Below are 16,609 nucleotides of genomic sequence, written 5' to 3'. Positions count from 1 at the left end.
TAACATATAAACAAGGAACGGATCAAAGCTTACTGTAATAAAGGCGCAACTCAAGGCAGAGTCAAACGGCTTCGTTTACATTATGTCGCTGCGGGCTGGACGCAGTGAAAAAGGAGCTTTTTCATGACAAAACAATCAAGAGATGACCCGACGCAGTCGTTTAAGCCGAATATAAGCAGTACAAGCATTTCTTTGCCGCATTTGACTGAAGGAGAAGAGCAGGAGGACCAGATAAATTGGCTGGGGTTGCTTGACATAACATCCTATGACTTTCCTTATATAGCTTCCCTGCTTCAGACTTCATACGCCGACTGGCTTGTGGAAATGACAGATGTTCCAGCTCCTTGCCCCGTTGAATGGTTTGCCGCGGACTTTAAAGGTGAACTCCTGAAACCGGGGACAACCTATCCAGAGGATGAGCGGGCTCTCGATATCGCTCCTGAGGTAGCCCAGGCCTGTCTGATTCGCCGGGAGGTTACCTCCACCTCCTCAGGAACAGGGCATTGCATCGCGGTTCCGATCGTGACACGGCATACGAAGGAAGTATTTGCGGTGCTGGGGTGTCAAATCGCAAACATGGATGAGGCCGGAAACAGTTTTGCGCAAGGATGGGTAAAGATGGCTGCCGGATATTTCCGGACATGCTTCTACAAGAGATTTGAATCTTTATTCGTATTGGACTTGCTTCAAGTCCAGAAGCAGGCCAAGCGGGAGGAATACAGAAGGTCCATCCTGTTCCAGGTAGTTCAAAAATTGCATGACCAAATAGATGTTGATTCGGTGCTTACCGAGGTGTTCGAACGGATTGCAGGCATGTATCCCGGAGCGAAAGTCGAGCTGCTCATGTCGCAGGATCATCTTAGCCGCGATCCCCGGGTCAAATCGCTCCAGCTTCAGGGAGAACGGGACCATATGTGCGTCCGGGCGTTTATGGAAGGCCGGATGCTGCGGACGGAGAAGCGGGGTAAGGATGACAATACTTACCTGGAAATCGCGGCTCCGCTGGTAGGCAAGCAGGGAGTTTACGGGGTGTTTCATTTGGTGATGCCCCGCGAGGAAGTCGAAGAGGTGGATCTGCAGCTGATCGGAATGCTGGCGGACACGGCGGGCTCGGCTTTCGAGAACGCGAAATTGTACGAGCAGTCCAATCTGCTGGTCAGTGAACTCCGGCTCATTAACGAGCTGACCAAACGGCTTAATCAGAGCCTCCGGCTCAAAGAAGTGTTCAAGTTCGCTACAGAGGAATTGTTGTCCATCTTTCGGGCGGAGTATTGCTGTATTTCTCAAATCGACAAAGACAGCGATTTCTTTGAAATTATGGCCTGCAACATTCCGTCGCTCTCCAAAGAGAATTTTCCGAAAGATTACGGTTTTAGCGGACTTGTGTTCTCTACCAGGGAACCTATCATTCTGTCCGACTACAAGGCTTACGGTAACATAACGTCCAGACTGATGGACGAAACTGGTGCCCGCTCGCTGATCGCAGCTCCCCTGGTCGTTCGGGGCGAAGTCATCGGCGCGATTATGCTGGCGCACCGGGCGGATCGTTTTTTTTCCTACGAGAATTATAGATTGCTGCAGGTGTTATCCTCGCATATCGGGCTGGCGATCGCCAACGCTTCGCTGCATGCCGAAGTACAGCGGATGGCCAATCACGATATGTTGACCGAGCTGTATGCCCGGCGTTATTTGGATGACCGGATTCAAGAGCTGATGAAGCGGGATGAGGGCGGCTCCCTGATTATCGTAGACATCGATTTGTTCAAACAAGTCAACGATACTTACGGCCATCAGACCGGGGACAAAATATTGAAGCAGGTGTGCTCCATCATTAAAAGCACGGTTCGCAAAACGGATATTGCGGCCCGCTGGGGCGGTGAGGAGCTGGCGATTTACCTGCCTGGAGCGGACGTGCACAGCGGCTACCAGATCGCCGAAATGATCCGTCTCCGGGTGGCGATGGAAACGGAACCCCAGGTTACGGTATCTTGCGGAATTGCGGAATGGAACCATGACAGCGAGAAAATCAGCGTTGAATCCCTTTTTTATCTGGCGGATATGGCTTTATACGAAGCGAAGAAGAATGGCAGGAACCGGACTGTAATCGGATTTCCTCCTAATGAATGACTTATCTGAAATGTTTGATGATTCAGAACGTCCCTCGGGACGTTCTTTTTATTTTGATATGCGAATAGATTCCTTTTGTCGGGTTAGGCTACAGCTAACATACCTTTTCCGGTTGCAGAGTCTGCTTCCCGGAGATAGAGAGGCGCTAATCACGATGCAAAGGACATATTTCAAGACGGGCTTGGTGTGGTGCGTGATTCTGATGTTGTCGGCTTGTGGCCTCAAAGACGCGAAAACGCCCGAAGAATGGTTCAAATTTTCCTGGGCGGGGTTGGCTGGATGCGATTCGCTGACATTTCGCGGCAGTGCGGCGATTTTTCGCGGAGAGAATTCCAAGATGGAGGATGCCGTGAATTTTACGGGGAAGTTGAAAGATCATCACCAACTGGCGATTCAAACCACCTTGCCGTCTTCTACGGGCAATAAAGGTGGAACCGACGGCGTACAAGCGGCCGGAACCCATCTTAATACGGTATATAAGGCAGAGCTTCAATGGAACGAAGGAAGCTGGAATCTGAAATCCAATAAAACGGATGTCAATAACCTCGGCATTGCGCGGCTGAACCCGCTGGATCAATTAGAGGAAATCCGATCCCAAAAGAAAACGATCAATGTGGAAAGCGGGGCTGCAAGGGGAACGAAGGTGCTGCGAATCGAGCTTGATCCGAAAGAATCCGCACAGAGGTTGCAGGCCAAATTGGCGGACGAAATGGAGGCGGTCAAAGCGGGTTGGGAAGAACAGCTTCTTAAAGTTAAGGCTGAACGTCGTCCGAAAGTGAAACTGGAGTTGGAACGCATATGGTCGGAGGGAAGGGGCCAGTTAATGTCTATGTTGGATCAGGCGGATGCCAGGGTCGTTTATCATTTAACCATTAATCGAAATTCCGGCCTGCCGATCCGGCTTTCTTCCGAAACGGAGTTGACCTATATAAACGCATCGGGAAATCCCGAAACGGAGGTGTTGCGGACGGACAGTCGGTTTGAACAATTCCGCTGAACCGGGGATGGGCTGACTTCAAAGAAACACCGTGTTACAATAGAAGGGTATAATTAACCAATGTTCAACTTTCTGCGGATTCTTTTTTGAAGCCGCTCCGGGCTCAGAGCCCGTTATTTTTTGAGGAGGCGAGTGCTGTTATGCGAGATCCAAGAATACAGAAACTGGCGGAAAACCTGGTAGGGTATTCGGTTGATGTCCAGCCTGGAGAAAATGTACTTGTAGAAATGATCGGCGATGAACGGGATCTGCTTAAAGCCGTGATCGAGGAAATCGGCAAGAAGGGCGGCAATGCATTTGTTGAGTTGACGGACAAAACCGTTCAGCGTACCCAGTTGATGAATGCCACGGAGGAAGGAATCAAGGCGTGGGCGGAATACGATCTTGTCCGGATGAAAATGATGGATTGCTACATCGGCATCCGTGCGGGGGCTAACGTGAATGACATGTCCGACGTGCCTGAAGATAAAATGAAGCTATACAATTCGCTGTATTCCCATCCTGTACATAGCGAGCAGCGGGTTAAACGTACGAAATGGGTCGTGCTCCGCTATCCGAATGCAAGCATGGCTCAACTGGCTAATGTCAGCACGGAAGCGTTCGAAGACTTCTACTTCGATGTATGCAACCTGGACTATGCGAAGATGGATCGCGCTCAGGACGCGCTGGCGGATTTGATGAAACGTACCGATAAAGTTCGGATTACCGGACCGGGAACAGAGCTTTCTTTTTCGATCAAAGGGATCGGGGCTGAGAAATGCTCGGGACAAAAAAATATTCCGGACGGCGAAGTGTACAGCGCACCTGTGAGAGATTCCGTAAACGGGACGATCAGCTACAACGCGGCCACGCTGTATAATGGCGTTACTTTTGAAAACATCAAATTCCGGTTTGAGAACGGAAAGATTGTGGAAGCGACCAGCAACGATACGAAACGCCTGAATGATATTCTGGACTCCGATGAAGGCGCCAGACATATCGGGGAATTCGCTATTGGCTTCAACCCTTACATTCTGCATCCGATGAAGGACATTCTGTTTGACGAAAAGATCGCCGGCAGCCTTCACTTCACACCGGGTCAGGCTTATGAGGATACCGACAACGGCAACCGTTCGTCGATCCACTGGGATCTCGTGCTGATTCAGCGGCCGGAATACGGCGGCGGGGAAATTTACTTCGATGATGTTCTTATTCGTAAGGATGGGATCTTCGTGCTTCCGGAGCTTGAAGGGCTTAACCCCGAGAATCTGAAATAAGAGAAAATCCCTTGCCTGGAAAGCGGATTCAATGTATCATAAGATTATGTTATTTCAAAGTTAGACACGGAGGGATCGCTATGGCCACTAACAATGAAGCAGTTGTGGAAATTGCTCAAACAGCAGGAAAGTATACTTCATCCATTGTACTGCAAGCGGACAACAAGTACATTGATGTTAAAAGTATCCTCGGTCTTTTTACTACCCTGGTGAACACGAAGAGTTATGAATTGCATGTTCACGGACCGGATGCGGAAGAAGCTAAAGCTGCTGTAGCTGAAGTATTCGCAAAACACGGCTTGGACGTGAAAATAGTGGCTGAATAAGCTAGTTCTGGAAATACTCCTGCCCTATCGGGGCGGGAGTATTTTTATATGTTAGCCGTTTATTTGGCGAGGTTCTTGTATTGGTCCCCGATTTCGTCTAATATTATGAATAGAGTAGATGTGTGGATTTTGGAGGACATAGGGGGGATGAACATGACTTCATCTGATTTACAGGAGCAACTGAATCTCAAAGCGCTCAATCTTCTGAAAGAAGATGCGGATAAAATAGAAAAGCTGATCGAAGTTCAGATGGAGAATCTGGCTACGCGTTACTGCCCACTCTATGAGGAAGTATTGGATACCCAGATGTACGGGTTCTCCAGGCAGGTCGATTATGCAGTGCGCATCGGATTGGTTCAGGAGACGGTAGGCAAACAGATCTTGAGCAGACTGGAACGTAATTTGGCTACGCTTTATGAGGCCATGAACAATAAAAATTAAAAGCCGGCATATAGCAAAAAGCGCATGACCTTGAAATCAAGGGCATGCGCTTTTTTTTGCCGCGAGGCGGATGGAACTATACCAGATAAAAAGAGAAACCGAGAATGCAATAAACCGCAATCAGAAGTAAGCCTTCATACCAGTTGGTCTGGCCGTCCTGGGTGATCGATTTCGCGATAAAAACAGCGACGCCGATCGCGGCAAGCTCGATGACCGTGAAGACAATGTCCATCGGTTTGCCGAACAGATGGCTGATGAAGATCAGTACCGGTGCAACGAACAAGGCGATTTGCAAGCTGCTGCCCACTGCGATTTCGACGGCGGCACCGATTTTGTTCTTCATGGCAAGCATGATGGCTGCGCTGTGTTCGGCGGCATTACCGACAATCGCTACGACGAAGGCGCCAACGAATATTTCGCTCAAGCCGAACTTGGTTGAGAAGGTATCGAGACTATGTACGAGCCATTCGCTGACAAACGCCACCATGACTGTAGCGACGACCAGGTACAAAATCGAACGCTTCTTGGACCAAGCCGGTTCGTGCTCATGCGGAAGCTCCTGATCTTGGCTTTCGGTAACCTCGGCAAGATAATTCTTATGGGTTATCATGGAGAAGACCAGCCAAAGGATATAGGCCACAATCAACACACCCGCAACGACGAGACTGAGGACATTCCGGTCTTCTTCGTGCAAGACGTGTGTATTCAGGAAGATGGCGGGAACAAACAGGGCGATGATGGCCACAATCATCAGGGAGCCGTTCATTCCGGCAAGGGAAACATTGTACTTCTGAACTTTGTACTTCAATCCGCCTGCGAACAGGCTGAGCCCAAGTACAAGCAGAAGGTTGCCGATGATGGATCCGGTGATACTTGCCTTAACCATATCGAATTTGGCTTCCCTAATGAGCATAATGGCAATGATCAGCTCGGCTGCGTTTCCGAAGGTGGCGTTCAAGAAGCCGCCCAGGCGCTGTCCCGCGTAATGAGCTACGCTTTCTGTTGCTTTGCCCAGGAAACCGGCGACAAAGATGACCGCAACCGCGGAGATGATGAATTCCAATGTTGCCGACCAATGAGCGTAGTGTCCAATGGCGCTTAGTACGAAGAAAAGGACGAGCAGTCCGGGAGATAAGTATTTTTTCATTTCAACACCTCCAAATTCAATATAACCAATAACGTAGTGATTATAAACGAAACTTAGAAAATGGTCTATATTTGCTTAAAAGGAAATTAGCATTTACAATGAAGAATAATGAGGTTGAAGGAGGAATGACCATGACCGAGCAGTTGCAACTCGATATGGGGCTTATTCGGATTTCAGATGACGTTGTTTCCAAAATTGCCGGAATGGCTGCCTTGGAAACTCCTGGTATAGCTGCTATGTCCGGGGGTTTATCTGAAGGATGGGCCAAACGATTAAGCGGCAAAAACGTGCAAAAGGGCGTTACCGTGGAAGTCGGTCAATTGGAAGCGGCGATCGATCTCCGGATCATCGTGCTGTACGAGACTCCGATTCATGAAGTATGCCGGATGCTGCAGCAAAATGTACGGGAAGCTGTGGAAAACATGTCCGGACTGAAGGTTGTTGAAGTGAATGTCAAGGTGGAAGGCGTCGCTTTTAAGGACGACGAGCTTTGATAGAACGGGTAAACGATCAATTCAGACAGGGTTGCCTCTATAACATGGGGCAACCTATTATTTTTGACAAATGCAAAAGCGCGAGTAACGGGGGTCCCCGATTGCTCGCGCTTTTTACTTGAGTATGTGGTTAGCCCTGATGGCGTCTCCGGTGGCTCCAGTCGTATGAAGCGGATTCCTTAACAACGACGGATTTCGTTCTCTCCTGCTTGGTGGGAAGTGTGGATTCCCGCGAAATGCTCAGGACGATCCCCATAGCTACCATCATAACGAGCAGGGATGAACCCCCGTAGCTGATAAAAGGAAGCGTGACTCCGGTCACCGGAATCGTTCTCGTGACTCCGCCGATATTAATGAACGCCTGGATGGCGATCAGACCCATGATGCCGACGCCCATCAAAGTACCGAAGGTGCTGTGGGAGCGAAGGGATACAAGCAGGCCTCGCCAAATAAAGTAAATATAAAAAATCAGGAAGATAATAGTTCCGATAAATCCGAATTCTTCCCCGATCACGGAGAAAATAAAGTCGTTATAGGCATTCGGCAGATAATGCAGCTTCTGAATGCCTTGTCCGAATCCTGTCCCGGCAAATCCGCCGTGCCCGATCGCGGTCATGGATTGGATCAGGTTATAACCCGTATGTTGGGGATCTTCCCATGGGTCGAGGTATGCTTGAATTCTTCCCATCTTGTAGTTATTCTCCGCAGCGGCTGATTCGCTCGGATTGATCTTGTCCCATAGCGCTCCGACGCCCATGACGATACTGGCGCCCAGGATCAGCAGGGCGATCGATCCCATAATATGCTTCAGATTAGCGCCGCCCGCAAAAATGATCAGTCCCGCCGTTGCGACGAGAATGAGACAGGAGCCAAGATCCGGCTGGAGCATAATCAACCCGGCGACAAAGCCGACGATGACCATGACCGGAATGTAACCGGTCCGCAGATCTCGGAAGCGTTCGCCCTTTTTGGAAATAAGAGCCGACAAATACATGATGGTAGTAATCTTGGCCAATTCCGTCGGCTGAATGCCCAGCGTCCCGACTTTAAACCAACTGCTGGCACCGTTGATGCTCCCGGAAAAAGGAACGATCATCAGCAGGATGATCGCCAGAATAAATATCGGTACAAACAATTTCTTATACTTCTCATAAGGAATGTTCATCGAGATAAACATACCGATGAGGCCGACCGCCCCGAAGGCGATCTGACGTTTGGTGAAGTACATCGGGTCGTAATTAAACTTTTCGCTGACCTGAGCAACGCTGGAGCTGGAGCTGAACACCATGACAATCCCGAAGCCCACCATCAGCAAAGTGAGAATGAGAAGCTGGAAATCGGGAGTTCCGCGCCGGGGCTCTTCTTTGTTGTCTCTCATGGATGTTATGCCTTAGGCCTCCAAAAGTTGCTTCAGCTCGGCAAGCTTATGGCTGGCGGTCTTCATAACCAGCGCAGGAATTTCGGATTCGTATTCCAGACCGTGAGGGAAAGTGGCCCGCCCCATGTAGACCGCTTCAATGGCCAGAACCGTGTCCGGACGCTCCAATTTGCCTTCAACGGCACGCGTATTAATGCGAAGGAAGTATTCTTCATTGTTAAACTCAATTTTATAATCGTATGTAGCTCTGTAATATTCCCATTGCCAGCGAATGAAGCCTACCTTCTCGGCAGATTCATCCAAATAGGCCAAATCGCTCTTAAGTCCATCCAAACCTGTATTTTCAACAATCATCTTTCCGAAGGCCTCCTCCAAAAGTTCGTAAAAAAGTCATGAAAGTTCTCTTCCCATGATATTATGTTTCCATCACTTGTGCAAGCATGGGAAAGCCTTGAAGAAAGTGACGTTTTCTCCAATTTGCCGCATTGAACGCCTCATATTAAGGAAGTCCGTTTTCTGATACAATGGGGGAAGGGATTTGCTGAAAAGGAAGTGAGGCAGAATGCAAAAGGAAGCGCTTCAAGCTTTGTTTCCATCCATGGTGGAGCACAGACGTTATTTGCACCGGCATCCGGAGCTGTCTTTTATGGAGAAGGAAACCTCCTCATTTGTCGCGGACCGGCTTCGCGGACTCGGGATTGAGGTTACATCCGGCATCGGAGGATTCGGATTGATCGGCATGATACGCGGCTCGAAGCCCGGCAAAACGGTGGCATTGCGGGCGGATATGGACGCCCTGCCGATTCAGGACGAGAAGCAGTGCGACTACGCTTCCCTGATGCCCGGCGTTATGCATGCATGCGGTCATGACGGGCACACGGCGGTCCTTCTTGCGGTGGCGGAATACTATAGTCGTCAAAAGGAAGAGCTAGAGGGAGAGATCCGGCTGATTTTCCAACCCGCGGAAGAGGTCTGCCCCGGAGGGGCGGTGTCGATGATTGAAGCGGGAGCGCTCAAGGGAGCGGACGTCATCTATGGTGTCCATTTATGGACGCCGATTCCTGTCGGTGTTGCCGGCAGCGCACCGGGACCGCTAATGGCCTCGACCGATGAATTTTTCATCGATATTCAAGGCCGGGGCGGACACGGAGGGATGCCGCATAGAACGATTGACAGCGTGGTGGCCGCTTCGGCTTTGGTGCTTCAACTGCAAAGTGTGGTTAGCCGATCGGTTGATCCTCTGAATCCGGCGGTGGTCACTATCGGCTCGATTCAGGGAGGGACCGCGCAGAATATTATCGCGGATCGCTGCCGTTTAGCCGGAACGGTCCGTTGCTTTGACGAAGAGACAAGAGCGTTGATCCGTTCCCGGATTCATGAGATGGCCGAAGGTACGGCTGCGGCTTATGGAGCTGAAGCGGCTGTGGATTATATGCTGGGCTATCCGAGCCTGGTCAACGATCATCAAGAGTTCGAACGATTCTATGGAACTGCGGCTACTGCGGCTGGCCTACTGCCTGAGGTTTCGCCAAAAATTATGCCGGCCGAGGATTTCGCCTATTATTTAAGGGAGATACCGGGCTGCTTTATGCTTGTTGGGGCCGGAAATCCGGAGAAGGGCATTATTTATCCGCATCATCATCCCAAATTCGATATAGATGAAGCAGCAATGTTGCATGCGGCTGCGCTATTGATCGCTATGCGAGATTCATACTGCGCTGAACATGACTCATCCTCTGGCGCATAAAAATGTTCCCTCTTTGGAATTCTATGTCCGAAGGAGGGATGAACATGAAAAAAGTAAGCGAAATTATGACCCACGATGTAGTTACGGTAACTCCTGAAGACAATGTCTACGAGGTTGCCGTTAAAATGAAGCAGCATGGGACCGGATTTATTCCGGTGGTGGAAAAAGGCGGCGACAAGCTGATCGGCGTGATCACGGACCGCGATTTGGTAGTGCGGGGGATTGCGGAGAAGCACCCGGGATCCACGGCGGTTGAAGCCGTGATGACCAAGGGAATTAAAACAGCCTCGCCGGATACCTCGGTGGATGCAGCGGCCGAATTGATGGCAGAACAGCAAATCCGCCGCCTTCCTGTAACTGAGGGGGACCGGCTGATCGGCATCGTTTCGATCGGCGATCTGGCGGTACGAAACATATTTGCCGACAACGCGGGCGAGGCGTTGGCTGAAATTTCGGAACATGTGCACTAATCCAGCTTAACCCGATTGATAGGCGCGGGATAAGAAGTTCGCGGCCGATGGCTGTCGGGCTTCTTTTTAATATATAGAGATTCATGGATTCGATTTTGGATTGGAGGGTGACAGACGGTGAATACGAACGGAGCATGCATTGTGCAGCGGGATCTGACGATTTTGCTGGAAAAGAATCACCCCGGATTTGAGGACGCCCGGGCACAGTTGGCGCTTTTTGCCGAGCTGGTAAAAAGCCCTGCTCATTACCATACATACAGGATCACGCCATTATCACTATGGAATGCCGCCGCGGCCGGCAGATCAGCCGAAGAGGTCATCCAGGGACTGCGTCGATTGTCCCGATGGGAAATCCCCGGCGGAATTACGGAGGATATCGTCAAATGGATGTCCAGATACGGAAGTTTAAAGCTATACGGCTACGATAAGGAACCGGATCGCTTATGTCTGGAATGCGTTACGGGTGACCCCGGAGTGCTGGAGTCGTTGACCCGAGAGAAAGGGTTGGCCGGATTCCACATGAATCTGATCGACCCTTTACGGGCGCTGGTTCCATCCTTGTGGCGTGGAGCATTAAAGCAGGAGCTGGCTCGTCTCGGCTATCCTGTTCTGGATGAGGCAGGGTATCACCAGGGACAAGCTCTATCTATCCAGTTAAAGCCTGTAACTGCCGGAGGAAAGCGATTTGACCTTAGACCTTATCAAGCGGAGGGCGTGGAGGCTTTCGCCGGAGATCAGGACAGCGGGGGAAGCGGCGTGCTTGTACTCCCTTGCGGAGCCGGAAAGACGGTGATCGGTCTTGCGGCGATGGCGCATTTTCAATGCGAAACCTTAATATTGACCTCTAACGTTACCTCGGTACGCCAGTGGATTACCGAAATTGCGGACAAGACGACTTTATCACCAGATGCCGTAGGCGAATATACGGGAGAGAGAAAGCATGTCCGTCCGGTAACGGTGTCGACGTATCAAATATTGACCCATCGCGGAAAGAAAGAGGAAGGATTCAAGCATATGAGTCTGTTTAACGAGCGGGACTGGGGACTCATCATTTATGACGAGGTTCACCTTCTCCCTGCCCCTGTGTTTCGCGCTACCGCGGATATCCAGGCAACCCGCCGTCTCGGGCTTACCGCAACCCTGGTTCGGGAAGACGGCTGCGAGCGGGACGTATTCTCGCTGATCGGTCCGAAGCGTTATGAAGTGCCTTGGAGGGCGCTTGAGGAGCGCGGTTTTATTGCCCAGGTGGAATGCGAGGAGGTCCGGGTAAGCATGCCTGACGGTTTGAAAGAGCGATACATCCAGGCTGAAGGCAGAGAAAAATACCGGATTGCTGCGGAAAATCCCCGGAAAACCGAAATTGTAAAGCGGCTATTGGACCGCCATGCCGGAAGGCAGATTTTGATCATCGGGCAGTATTTGGACCAGCTGCGGGAAATTGCCCGATCATTGGACGTTCCGTTAATTACCGGCAGTATGCCGCAGGAAGAACGGGGGAAATGGTTTTCGCAATTTCGCAAAGGGGAAATTCCCGTGCTTGCCGTGTCCAAAGTGGCTAATTTCGCGGTTGATTTGCCCGATGCCTCGGTAGCGATCCAGATTTCCGGGAGCTTCGGCTCACGCCAGGAAGAAGCGCAGCGGCTAGGGCGGATTTTGCGGCCGAAACAGGATGGCAGCGGCGCATTTTTTTATTCGCTTGTATCGGAAGAGACGCGTGAACAGGAGTTTGCCATGCGCAGACAGTTGTTTCTGATTGAGCAGGGCTATGAATATGTGGTGAGTTTCGAACGGGAGGAAGGGGCATGATCGGACATATTCTCCGGCGCTTCGCCGGACTTCCGTTCAAGCTGGAACGGTTGGATGAGGCGGCGTCAGGCCGGGTTACCGGGGCTGATTTGCGAGCGGCCCTACCCGGGCTTCTTCGAACCGGGGAACTGGCTGCGGTCAGGAAGGCCTGGGGCGAAAAGCTTTACTACATCCCTCCCGAGCGTTTGCCGCTGTTATGGGAGCAGGTTGAGCTCGCCGTCATGCCCCCCCATGACGGCGGTTCTGTGCACCTTCACAAGGAGGCTGGTCCGGGGCTGGTGCTTGATTTGTTCCGGGCGTTGACTTGGATCGCCCGGAACGGCCTGCCCATGACCTCCAAGGGTACAATTCACCAAAAATCGGTCGGTAAGCTGTCGGCCTACTTGTATTTGCAGGACCGGGATGTTGCCGGCCTTGGACTCAGATACCCACATCAGGAAGTATATCCTCCAGGGCTCGCCGTCGTGCTGGATTTACTCCAGTCACTCGGGCTCCTCACAAAGGAACGGGCCTTATGGGGGCTGGATTCAAGCCGGCTGACAGCTTGGCTGGATCTGGAGCCGGAGATCATGGAGGCCGTCTTGTTCCGCGAGTTGCTGCACAGGTATGTTCCTGACGAAGCGGTCATCCAGCATGCCGTTTACAGGCTGACGCAGCGAGATTTCCGGGAAGGGAACTGGTACGCGCTAAAGGATATGTATGCTTCCCTTCAAACGATGGGGATGACTTCGGAAGATTTGCCGGATCGGGTCACGGAATGGATCGAGAGCTGGGTGGATGCATTAAGCGGGTTCGGCTGGCTGGATATCGGTAAAAATTCCAAAGGATCAACGTTAGTCCGCTGGCGGCGTAAGCCGCAGCATGAGTTGCCGGAGAAAACGGCCGAAGTAGACCACATAGAGGATACGGCAGCAAACTATGAAGAGCCAGCACGGCCCTCCGGTGTGTTTTTCGTTCAACCGGATTATGAAATATTGGTTCCGCCCGATGTCTCTTACCGGATTCGTTGGGAGCTCGAAGCTTGCTGCGATAATCAGACGATGGATGCGATGTCCGTTTATCGGATCAGCAAATCCAGCGTGGCGCGGGCTGCTGAACTCGGCCGGACCCCAGATGTGGTGCTGGAGCTTCTTAAAGCCCATTCGGCGACGGGAGTTCCGGAAAATGTGTCGCTGGCCCTGGAGCAGTGGGCCGGTGAAATGGGCCGGATTGTGCTCGAGGAAAAGCTCCTGCTGCGTTGTCGAGATGAGGAAGCAGCCGAAACTGTCGCCGCTTTGCCGGCGCTTGCAGGAGTGCTGGAGCGGATCGGGCCGCGTGATTTTATCGTGGATGCCGGGCAAGATGCCAAGGTTCGCAGAGCATTGGAGGAAGCAAACCTGTCTCTGCCCAAACAGCGCACTGCAGGTACATCGGGTCCGGAGTATCCAAAGCTGGAGGAACCCGGATTAACGACCGTATCGGACTTGTTAGGCGGCAAGTCCGAAGAGCGGGCATGGATCTTTAGCGGTCAGAATCTTCATTTTTACGACCGGTCTGATGAGGTACCCGGGGCGGAACAATTATTTGCCGGCTTGAATGATATTCCTGTCATGTGGCGAAGCGAGATGAGGGATTATCATGCATCGACCGCAAGGAAAATGATGTCCCAGGCCATAGCATGGAAGACCAAAGTATCGCTGCGAATAGACGGGACGATTATGGAATTTATCCCGATCACTTTGACGGGAGAAGAGAAGTGGACCGTGAAGGGACATCTTTTTTCACAAGTTGACGGGCGGGACGGTGTGCAGGGAAATCTGACCGAACTAGGCCCGGGCCAATGGGAATCAATGCGCCTAATGCTGCCGGAAATGGTCGCCGGTAATGAATGAATTGGATAAAAACCGGAAATCCCCCCTCTTCTTCTTGAAAGCAGTTTGTGATATGATGAATTCGTCTACTTTCGGGTGGAATACTTTGAATAGAATCGAGTTGAAGATTCATGAGCGTAACGGAGATCAACACGGTCGACATGGCCGAGCTGCTTACAAACGCCTATGAATTAGGCGATATGATAAATCAGTCCGCCGCCGTTTCCGAGTATTTATATTGGAAGCGCCAGGTGGAGGAGGATGCCGATGTTCAGGTCCTCGTCAAGAAGTTGGCGTCGAAGAAGGAGCTTTTCGAGGAAACTCAGCGTTTCGGCCATTTTCATCCCAACTATCATGAGGCCAAGGATAAGGTGACCGAGGTCGAGATAGAGTTGGAGCAATTCGAGGCCGTGCGCCGGTTCAAGGCTGCGGAGAAAGAATTGGACGATCTCCTGCATCAAATGTCGGAAACGATCGCTTATGCCGTTTCGGAGAGCATTAAAGTGCCGAGCAACGATCCGAATCCAAAAGGCGGGGGATGCGGCAGCGGCGGAAGCTGTGGCTGCGGTTAAAAGCAAGAAGGATATTGAATCATCAGCAGTGGAGGGGAAAAACATGTTTCCGGAGCGTACAGGCTATATCATTTGGGTCAGCGATTTGAAGGCCGCAAGAAATTTGGACAAATACGGGAGCGTGCATTATTTATCCCGCCGAATGCATTATGTTGTGATGTATGTGAACGCCGAGCGGGCGGAAGAGACGATGAAGAATGTGAGAAAGCTTCCTTATGTTCGTAAAATCGAACGTTCCTACCGCAATGAAATCAAAACGGAATACAGCAAGGATACGGAAGACAAGACCCAATATTACGGTCTCTAGGTCTCTAAACTAATTGCATCACCTTACATCGATTCAGCGGCCAACCGGCCGCTTTTTTTAATATTATCCGTCCTTCCCCGCGCACTATAAATAGAAGTTTGACCCCCTAAGACGCCGTTAGGCGTCTTTCTTAATTTAGTCTTAGCCAGCGGGAAATTTTATTGTCGAATTGAAGGTAATGTTGTAGTATAGTAGGTAAATATACTTAGTTATAAAGACCTATTTGAATGCGAGGTGTTGGCATGAGAGACAAGGTTACGGAGCGATGGAATACCTATGAAGCGTTTCATGTTCTACTAGGGGATAAGAGAGTCGCTGATATCGTCATAACTCATCATGCCAGGCTGCGGTATCAGGACCGGATTGACCGGAGCAGCGCCGGTGTGGATTACATAGCCCGATGGGCATGGGACTGTTTGAAGCAAGGGAGAATCGAGCCTTATTACCGAAAAGAAGAAGACGTCTACCTTGTGGACGACGATCTTGTTATGGTGGCGGAGTTTTCAGAAATTCCGGGTGAATTTGACGTCAATGGAAATCCGGTGCACCGTATGATTATCGTTACGTTTTTGGGCCGAATGTCGGAAACGATCGAACTGCGGGACCTGAAGTCTTACTATTCCTGGCTTCGTCATTCGCGGCGCATGACATTGATGAAGAACAGTCGCAAAAGGCGATAATATCTAATGCAAAGGCATGTTCCCGGGGGAGCATGCTTTTTTTGCGCTTTCCGTCATGATATTGTTAAGAGAGAAGGAGTGGCTAACCATGGCGTTAAATTACCACCAGCTTCATATTTTTTATACGGTCGCGGAGCGGGGAAGCTTTTCGACAGCCGCACAGGCGCTTCATATGACACAACCCGCGGTGACGATGCAGATTCAGGCGCTGGAAGATTATTTCGGCAGCAAGCTGCTGGTCAGATCCACCAAGAAAATTGAACTCACGGAAGCGGGGCAGACGCTGTTTCCGTTCGCACGGCGAAGCATGGAGCTGATGCGGGAGACCGAAAAAACGATGTCCCGTTTTACGTCCATGCTGGAGGGCAGGCTTCAATTGGGAGCCAGTCTGACGATTGGGGAGTATGTGCTTCCCCGGTTATTAGGTCCGTTTGGAAAAAAGCATCCCCATATCTCGATTGCCTTAAAAGTAATGAATACGACGCAAATTATAGAAGATATCGTCAGTCACCAGCTCAACTTTGGTCTGGTCGAGGCCCCGGTGCATCACCCCGATATGGTTTCCGAGCCGGTGATGGAGGATGAGTTGAAGCTAATTGTTCCATCCGGGCATCCTTTGTCCGGCAAAGAGCGGGTCAAGCTTCATGAGGTCGTGGCTTATCCGTTCGTACTCCGGGAGAAGGGGTCGGGAACGAGACAAGTGATGGAAGCGGAGCTGGAACGCCAGGGAATCAAGCCGGAGCGGCTGGAAACGGTAATGGAGCTTGGCAGCACCGGAGCCGTAAAGTCGGCGGTTGAGGCCGGCCTCGGCATTACGATCATCTCTCCGTCATCGGTTAAACACGAACAGGCGTTAGGTTTGCTTAAGGTGGTTGACATCGAGGACGCGGAATTCAAACGGAAATTTTACTCGATTCATTTAAAATCCACGCTATTGCCGGTTTCGGCGGTGACGTTTCTGACCTTTTTGAAGGCTCATCAAAAATCTTTTTAATTAGGAGGCGCGGATTC

Annotated in this window: 17 protein-coding genes; 14 read left to right on the top strand and 3 right to left on the bottom strand. The window is 51.0% G+C overall.

Annotated features, from left to right (window positions below):
- Positions 1-123 precede the first annotated feature (123 nt).
- From NYE70_RS08235 to NYE70_RS08215, 5 genes are all read left to right on the top strand, one after another.
- Positions 124-2,127 carry a GGDEF domain-containing protein gene (locus tag NYE70_RS08235; protein WP_341045632.1) on the top strand — a complete coding sequence of 668 codons (2,004 nt, stop codon included), beginning with the start codon at positions 124-126 and terminating at the stop codon, positions 2,125-2,127.
- Between the two features lie 154 nt (positions 2,128-2,281).
- Positions 2,282-3,124: a hypothetical protein gene (locus NYE70_RS08230; RefSeq protein ID WP_341045631.1), complete on the top strand. Its 843-nt coding sequence runs from the start codon at positions 2,282-2,284 to the stop codon at positions 3,122-3,124.
- A 140-nt stretch (positions 3,125-3,264) separates the two neighbouring features.
- Positions 3,265-4,380 (top strand): aminopeptidase, encoded by a 1,116-nt coding sequence (locus tag NYE70_RS08225; protein WP_211019699.1) that lies wholly within the window; start codon positions 3,265-3,267, stop codon positions 4,378-4,380.
- 80 nt (positions 4,381-4,460) lie between these two features.
- Positions 4,461-4,706, top strand: a complete 246-nt coding sequence (locus tag NYE70_RS08220) for an HPr family phosphocarrier protein (RefSeq protein ID WP_211019698.1) — start codon at positions 4,461-4,463, stop codon at positions 4,704-4,706.
- A gap of 153 nt (positions 4,707-4,859) precedes the next feature.
- Positions 4,860-5,147, top strand: a complete 288-nt coding sequence (locus NYE70_RS08215; protein WP_211019697.1) for a DUF1507 family protein — start codon at positions 4,860-4,862, stop codon at positions 5,145-5,147.
- Between the two features lie 76 nt (positions 5,148-5,223).
- On the opposite strand, the gene cax is transcribed toward NYE70_RS08215, so the two are convergent.
- A complete protein-coding gene (cax, locus tag NYE70_RS08210; protein WP_211019696.1) occupies positions 5,224-6,294 on the bottom strand; it encodes a calcium/proton exchanger in 1,071 nt (356 codons plus the stop codon).
- Positions 6,295-6,425: 131 nt separating this feature from the next.
- On the opposite strand from cax, the gene NYE70_RS08205 reads away from it, so the two are divergent.
- Positions 6,426-6,788, top strand: coding sequence for an Asp23/Gls24 family envelope stress response protein (locus NYE70_RS08205; RefSeq protein ID WP_211019695.1), 363 nt, complete (start codon positions 6,426-6,428; stop codon positions 6,786-6,788).
- Positions 6,789-6,918: 130 nt separating this feature from the next.
- Here NYE70_RS08205 and ftsW read toward each other — a convergent pair whose 3' ends face one another.
- Positions 6,919-8,166, bottom strand: a complete 1,248-nt coding sequence (gene ftsW, locus NYE70_RS08200; protein ID WP_211019694.1) for a putative lipid II flippase FtsW — start codon at positions 8,164-8,166, stop codon at positions 6,919-6,921.
- Between the two features lie 12 nt (positions 8,167-8,178).
- Positions 8,179-8,520: a YugN family protein gene (locus NYE70_RS08195; protein WP_213653936.1), complete on the bottom strand. Its 342-nt coding sequence runs from the start codon at positions 8,518-8,520 to the stop codon at positions 8,179-8,181.
- A gap of 208 nt (positions 8,521-8,728) precedes the next feature.
- Between NYE70_RS08195 and NYE70_RS08190 the strand changes: the two genes are divergently transcribed.
- The 8 genes from NYE70_RS08190 (at position 8,729) to NYE70_RS08155 (ending at position 16,592) form a co-directional block, all read left to right on the top strand.
- Positions 8,729-9,913 (top strand): amidohydrolase, encoded by a 1,185-nt coding sequence (locus tag NYE70_RS08190; RefSeq protein ID WP_341045628.1) that lies wholly within the window; start codon positions 8,729-8,731, stop codon positions 9,911-9,913.
- Positions 9,914-9,957: 44 nt separating this feature from the next.
- On the top strand, positions 9,958-10,383 hold the full coding sequence (locus NYE70_RS08185; protein ID WP_211019691.1) for a CBS domain-containing protein: 426 nt from the start codon (positions 9,958-9,960) through the stop codon (positions 10,381-10,383).
- Positions 10,384-10,500: 117 nt separating this feature from the next.
- A complete protein-coding gene (locus NYE70_RS08180) occupies positions 10,501-12,189 on the top strand; it encodes a DNA repair helicase XPB (protein ID WP_341045627.1) in 1,689 nt (562 codons plus the stop codon).
- A complete protein-coding gene (locus NYE70_RS08175; RefSeq protein WP_341045626.1) occupies positions 12,186-14,060 on the top strand; it encodes a helicase-associated domain-containing protein in 1,875 nt (624 codons plus the stop codon). The genes NYE70_RS08180 and NYE70_RS08175 overlap by 4 nt, the downstream gene beginning before the upstream one ends.
- A 110-nt stretch (positions 14,061-14,170) precedes the next feature.
- Positions 14,171-14,611: a YlbF family regulator gene (locus NYE70_RS08170; protein ID WP_211019688.1), complete on the top strand. Its 441-nt coding sequence runs from the start codon at positions 14,171-14,173 to the stop codon at positions 14,609-14,611.
- Positions 14,612-14,654: 43 nt separating this feature from the next.
- Entirely contained in the window at positions 14,655-14,918 is a 264-nt protein-coding gene (locus tag NYE70_RS08165) for a YlbG family protein (RefSeq protein WP_211019687.1), read from the top strand.
- A gap of 242 nt (positions 14,919-15,160) precedes the next feature.
- Complete coding sequence (locus NYE70_RS08160; protein ID WP_290406105.1) at positions 15,161-15,598, top strand: hypothetical protein; 438 nt, start codon at positions 15,161-15,163, stop codon at positions 15,596-15,598.
- Positions 15,599-15,686: 88 nt separating this feature from the next.
- Positions 15,687-16,592: a selenium metabolism-associated LysR family transcriptional regulator gene (locus NYE70_RS08155; protein ID WP_341047549.1), complete on the top strand. Its 906-nt coding sequence runs from the start codon at positions 15,687-15,689 to the stop codon at positions 16,590-16,592.
- The last annotated feature ends 17 nt before the right edge of the window (positions 16,593-16,609 follow it).

The sequence above is a fragment of the Paenibacillus sp. FSL R5-0407 genome (assembly GCF_038009185.1).
In the GTDB taxonomy this organism is placed as follows: Bacteria; Bacillota; Bacilli; order Paenibacillales; family Paenibacillaceae; genus Fontibacillus; species Fontibacillus vini.
This window is presented reverse-complemented; position numbering and strand designations above follow the sequence as displayed.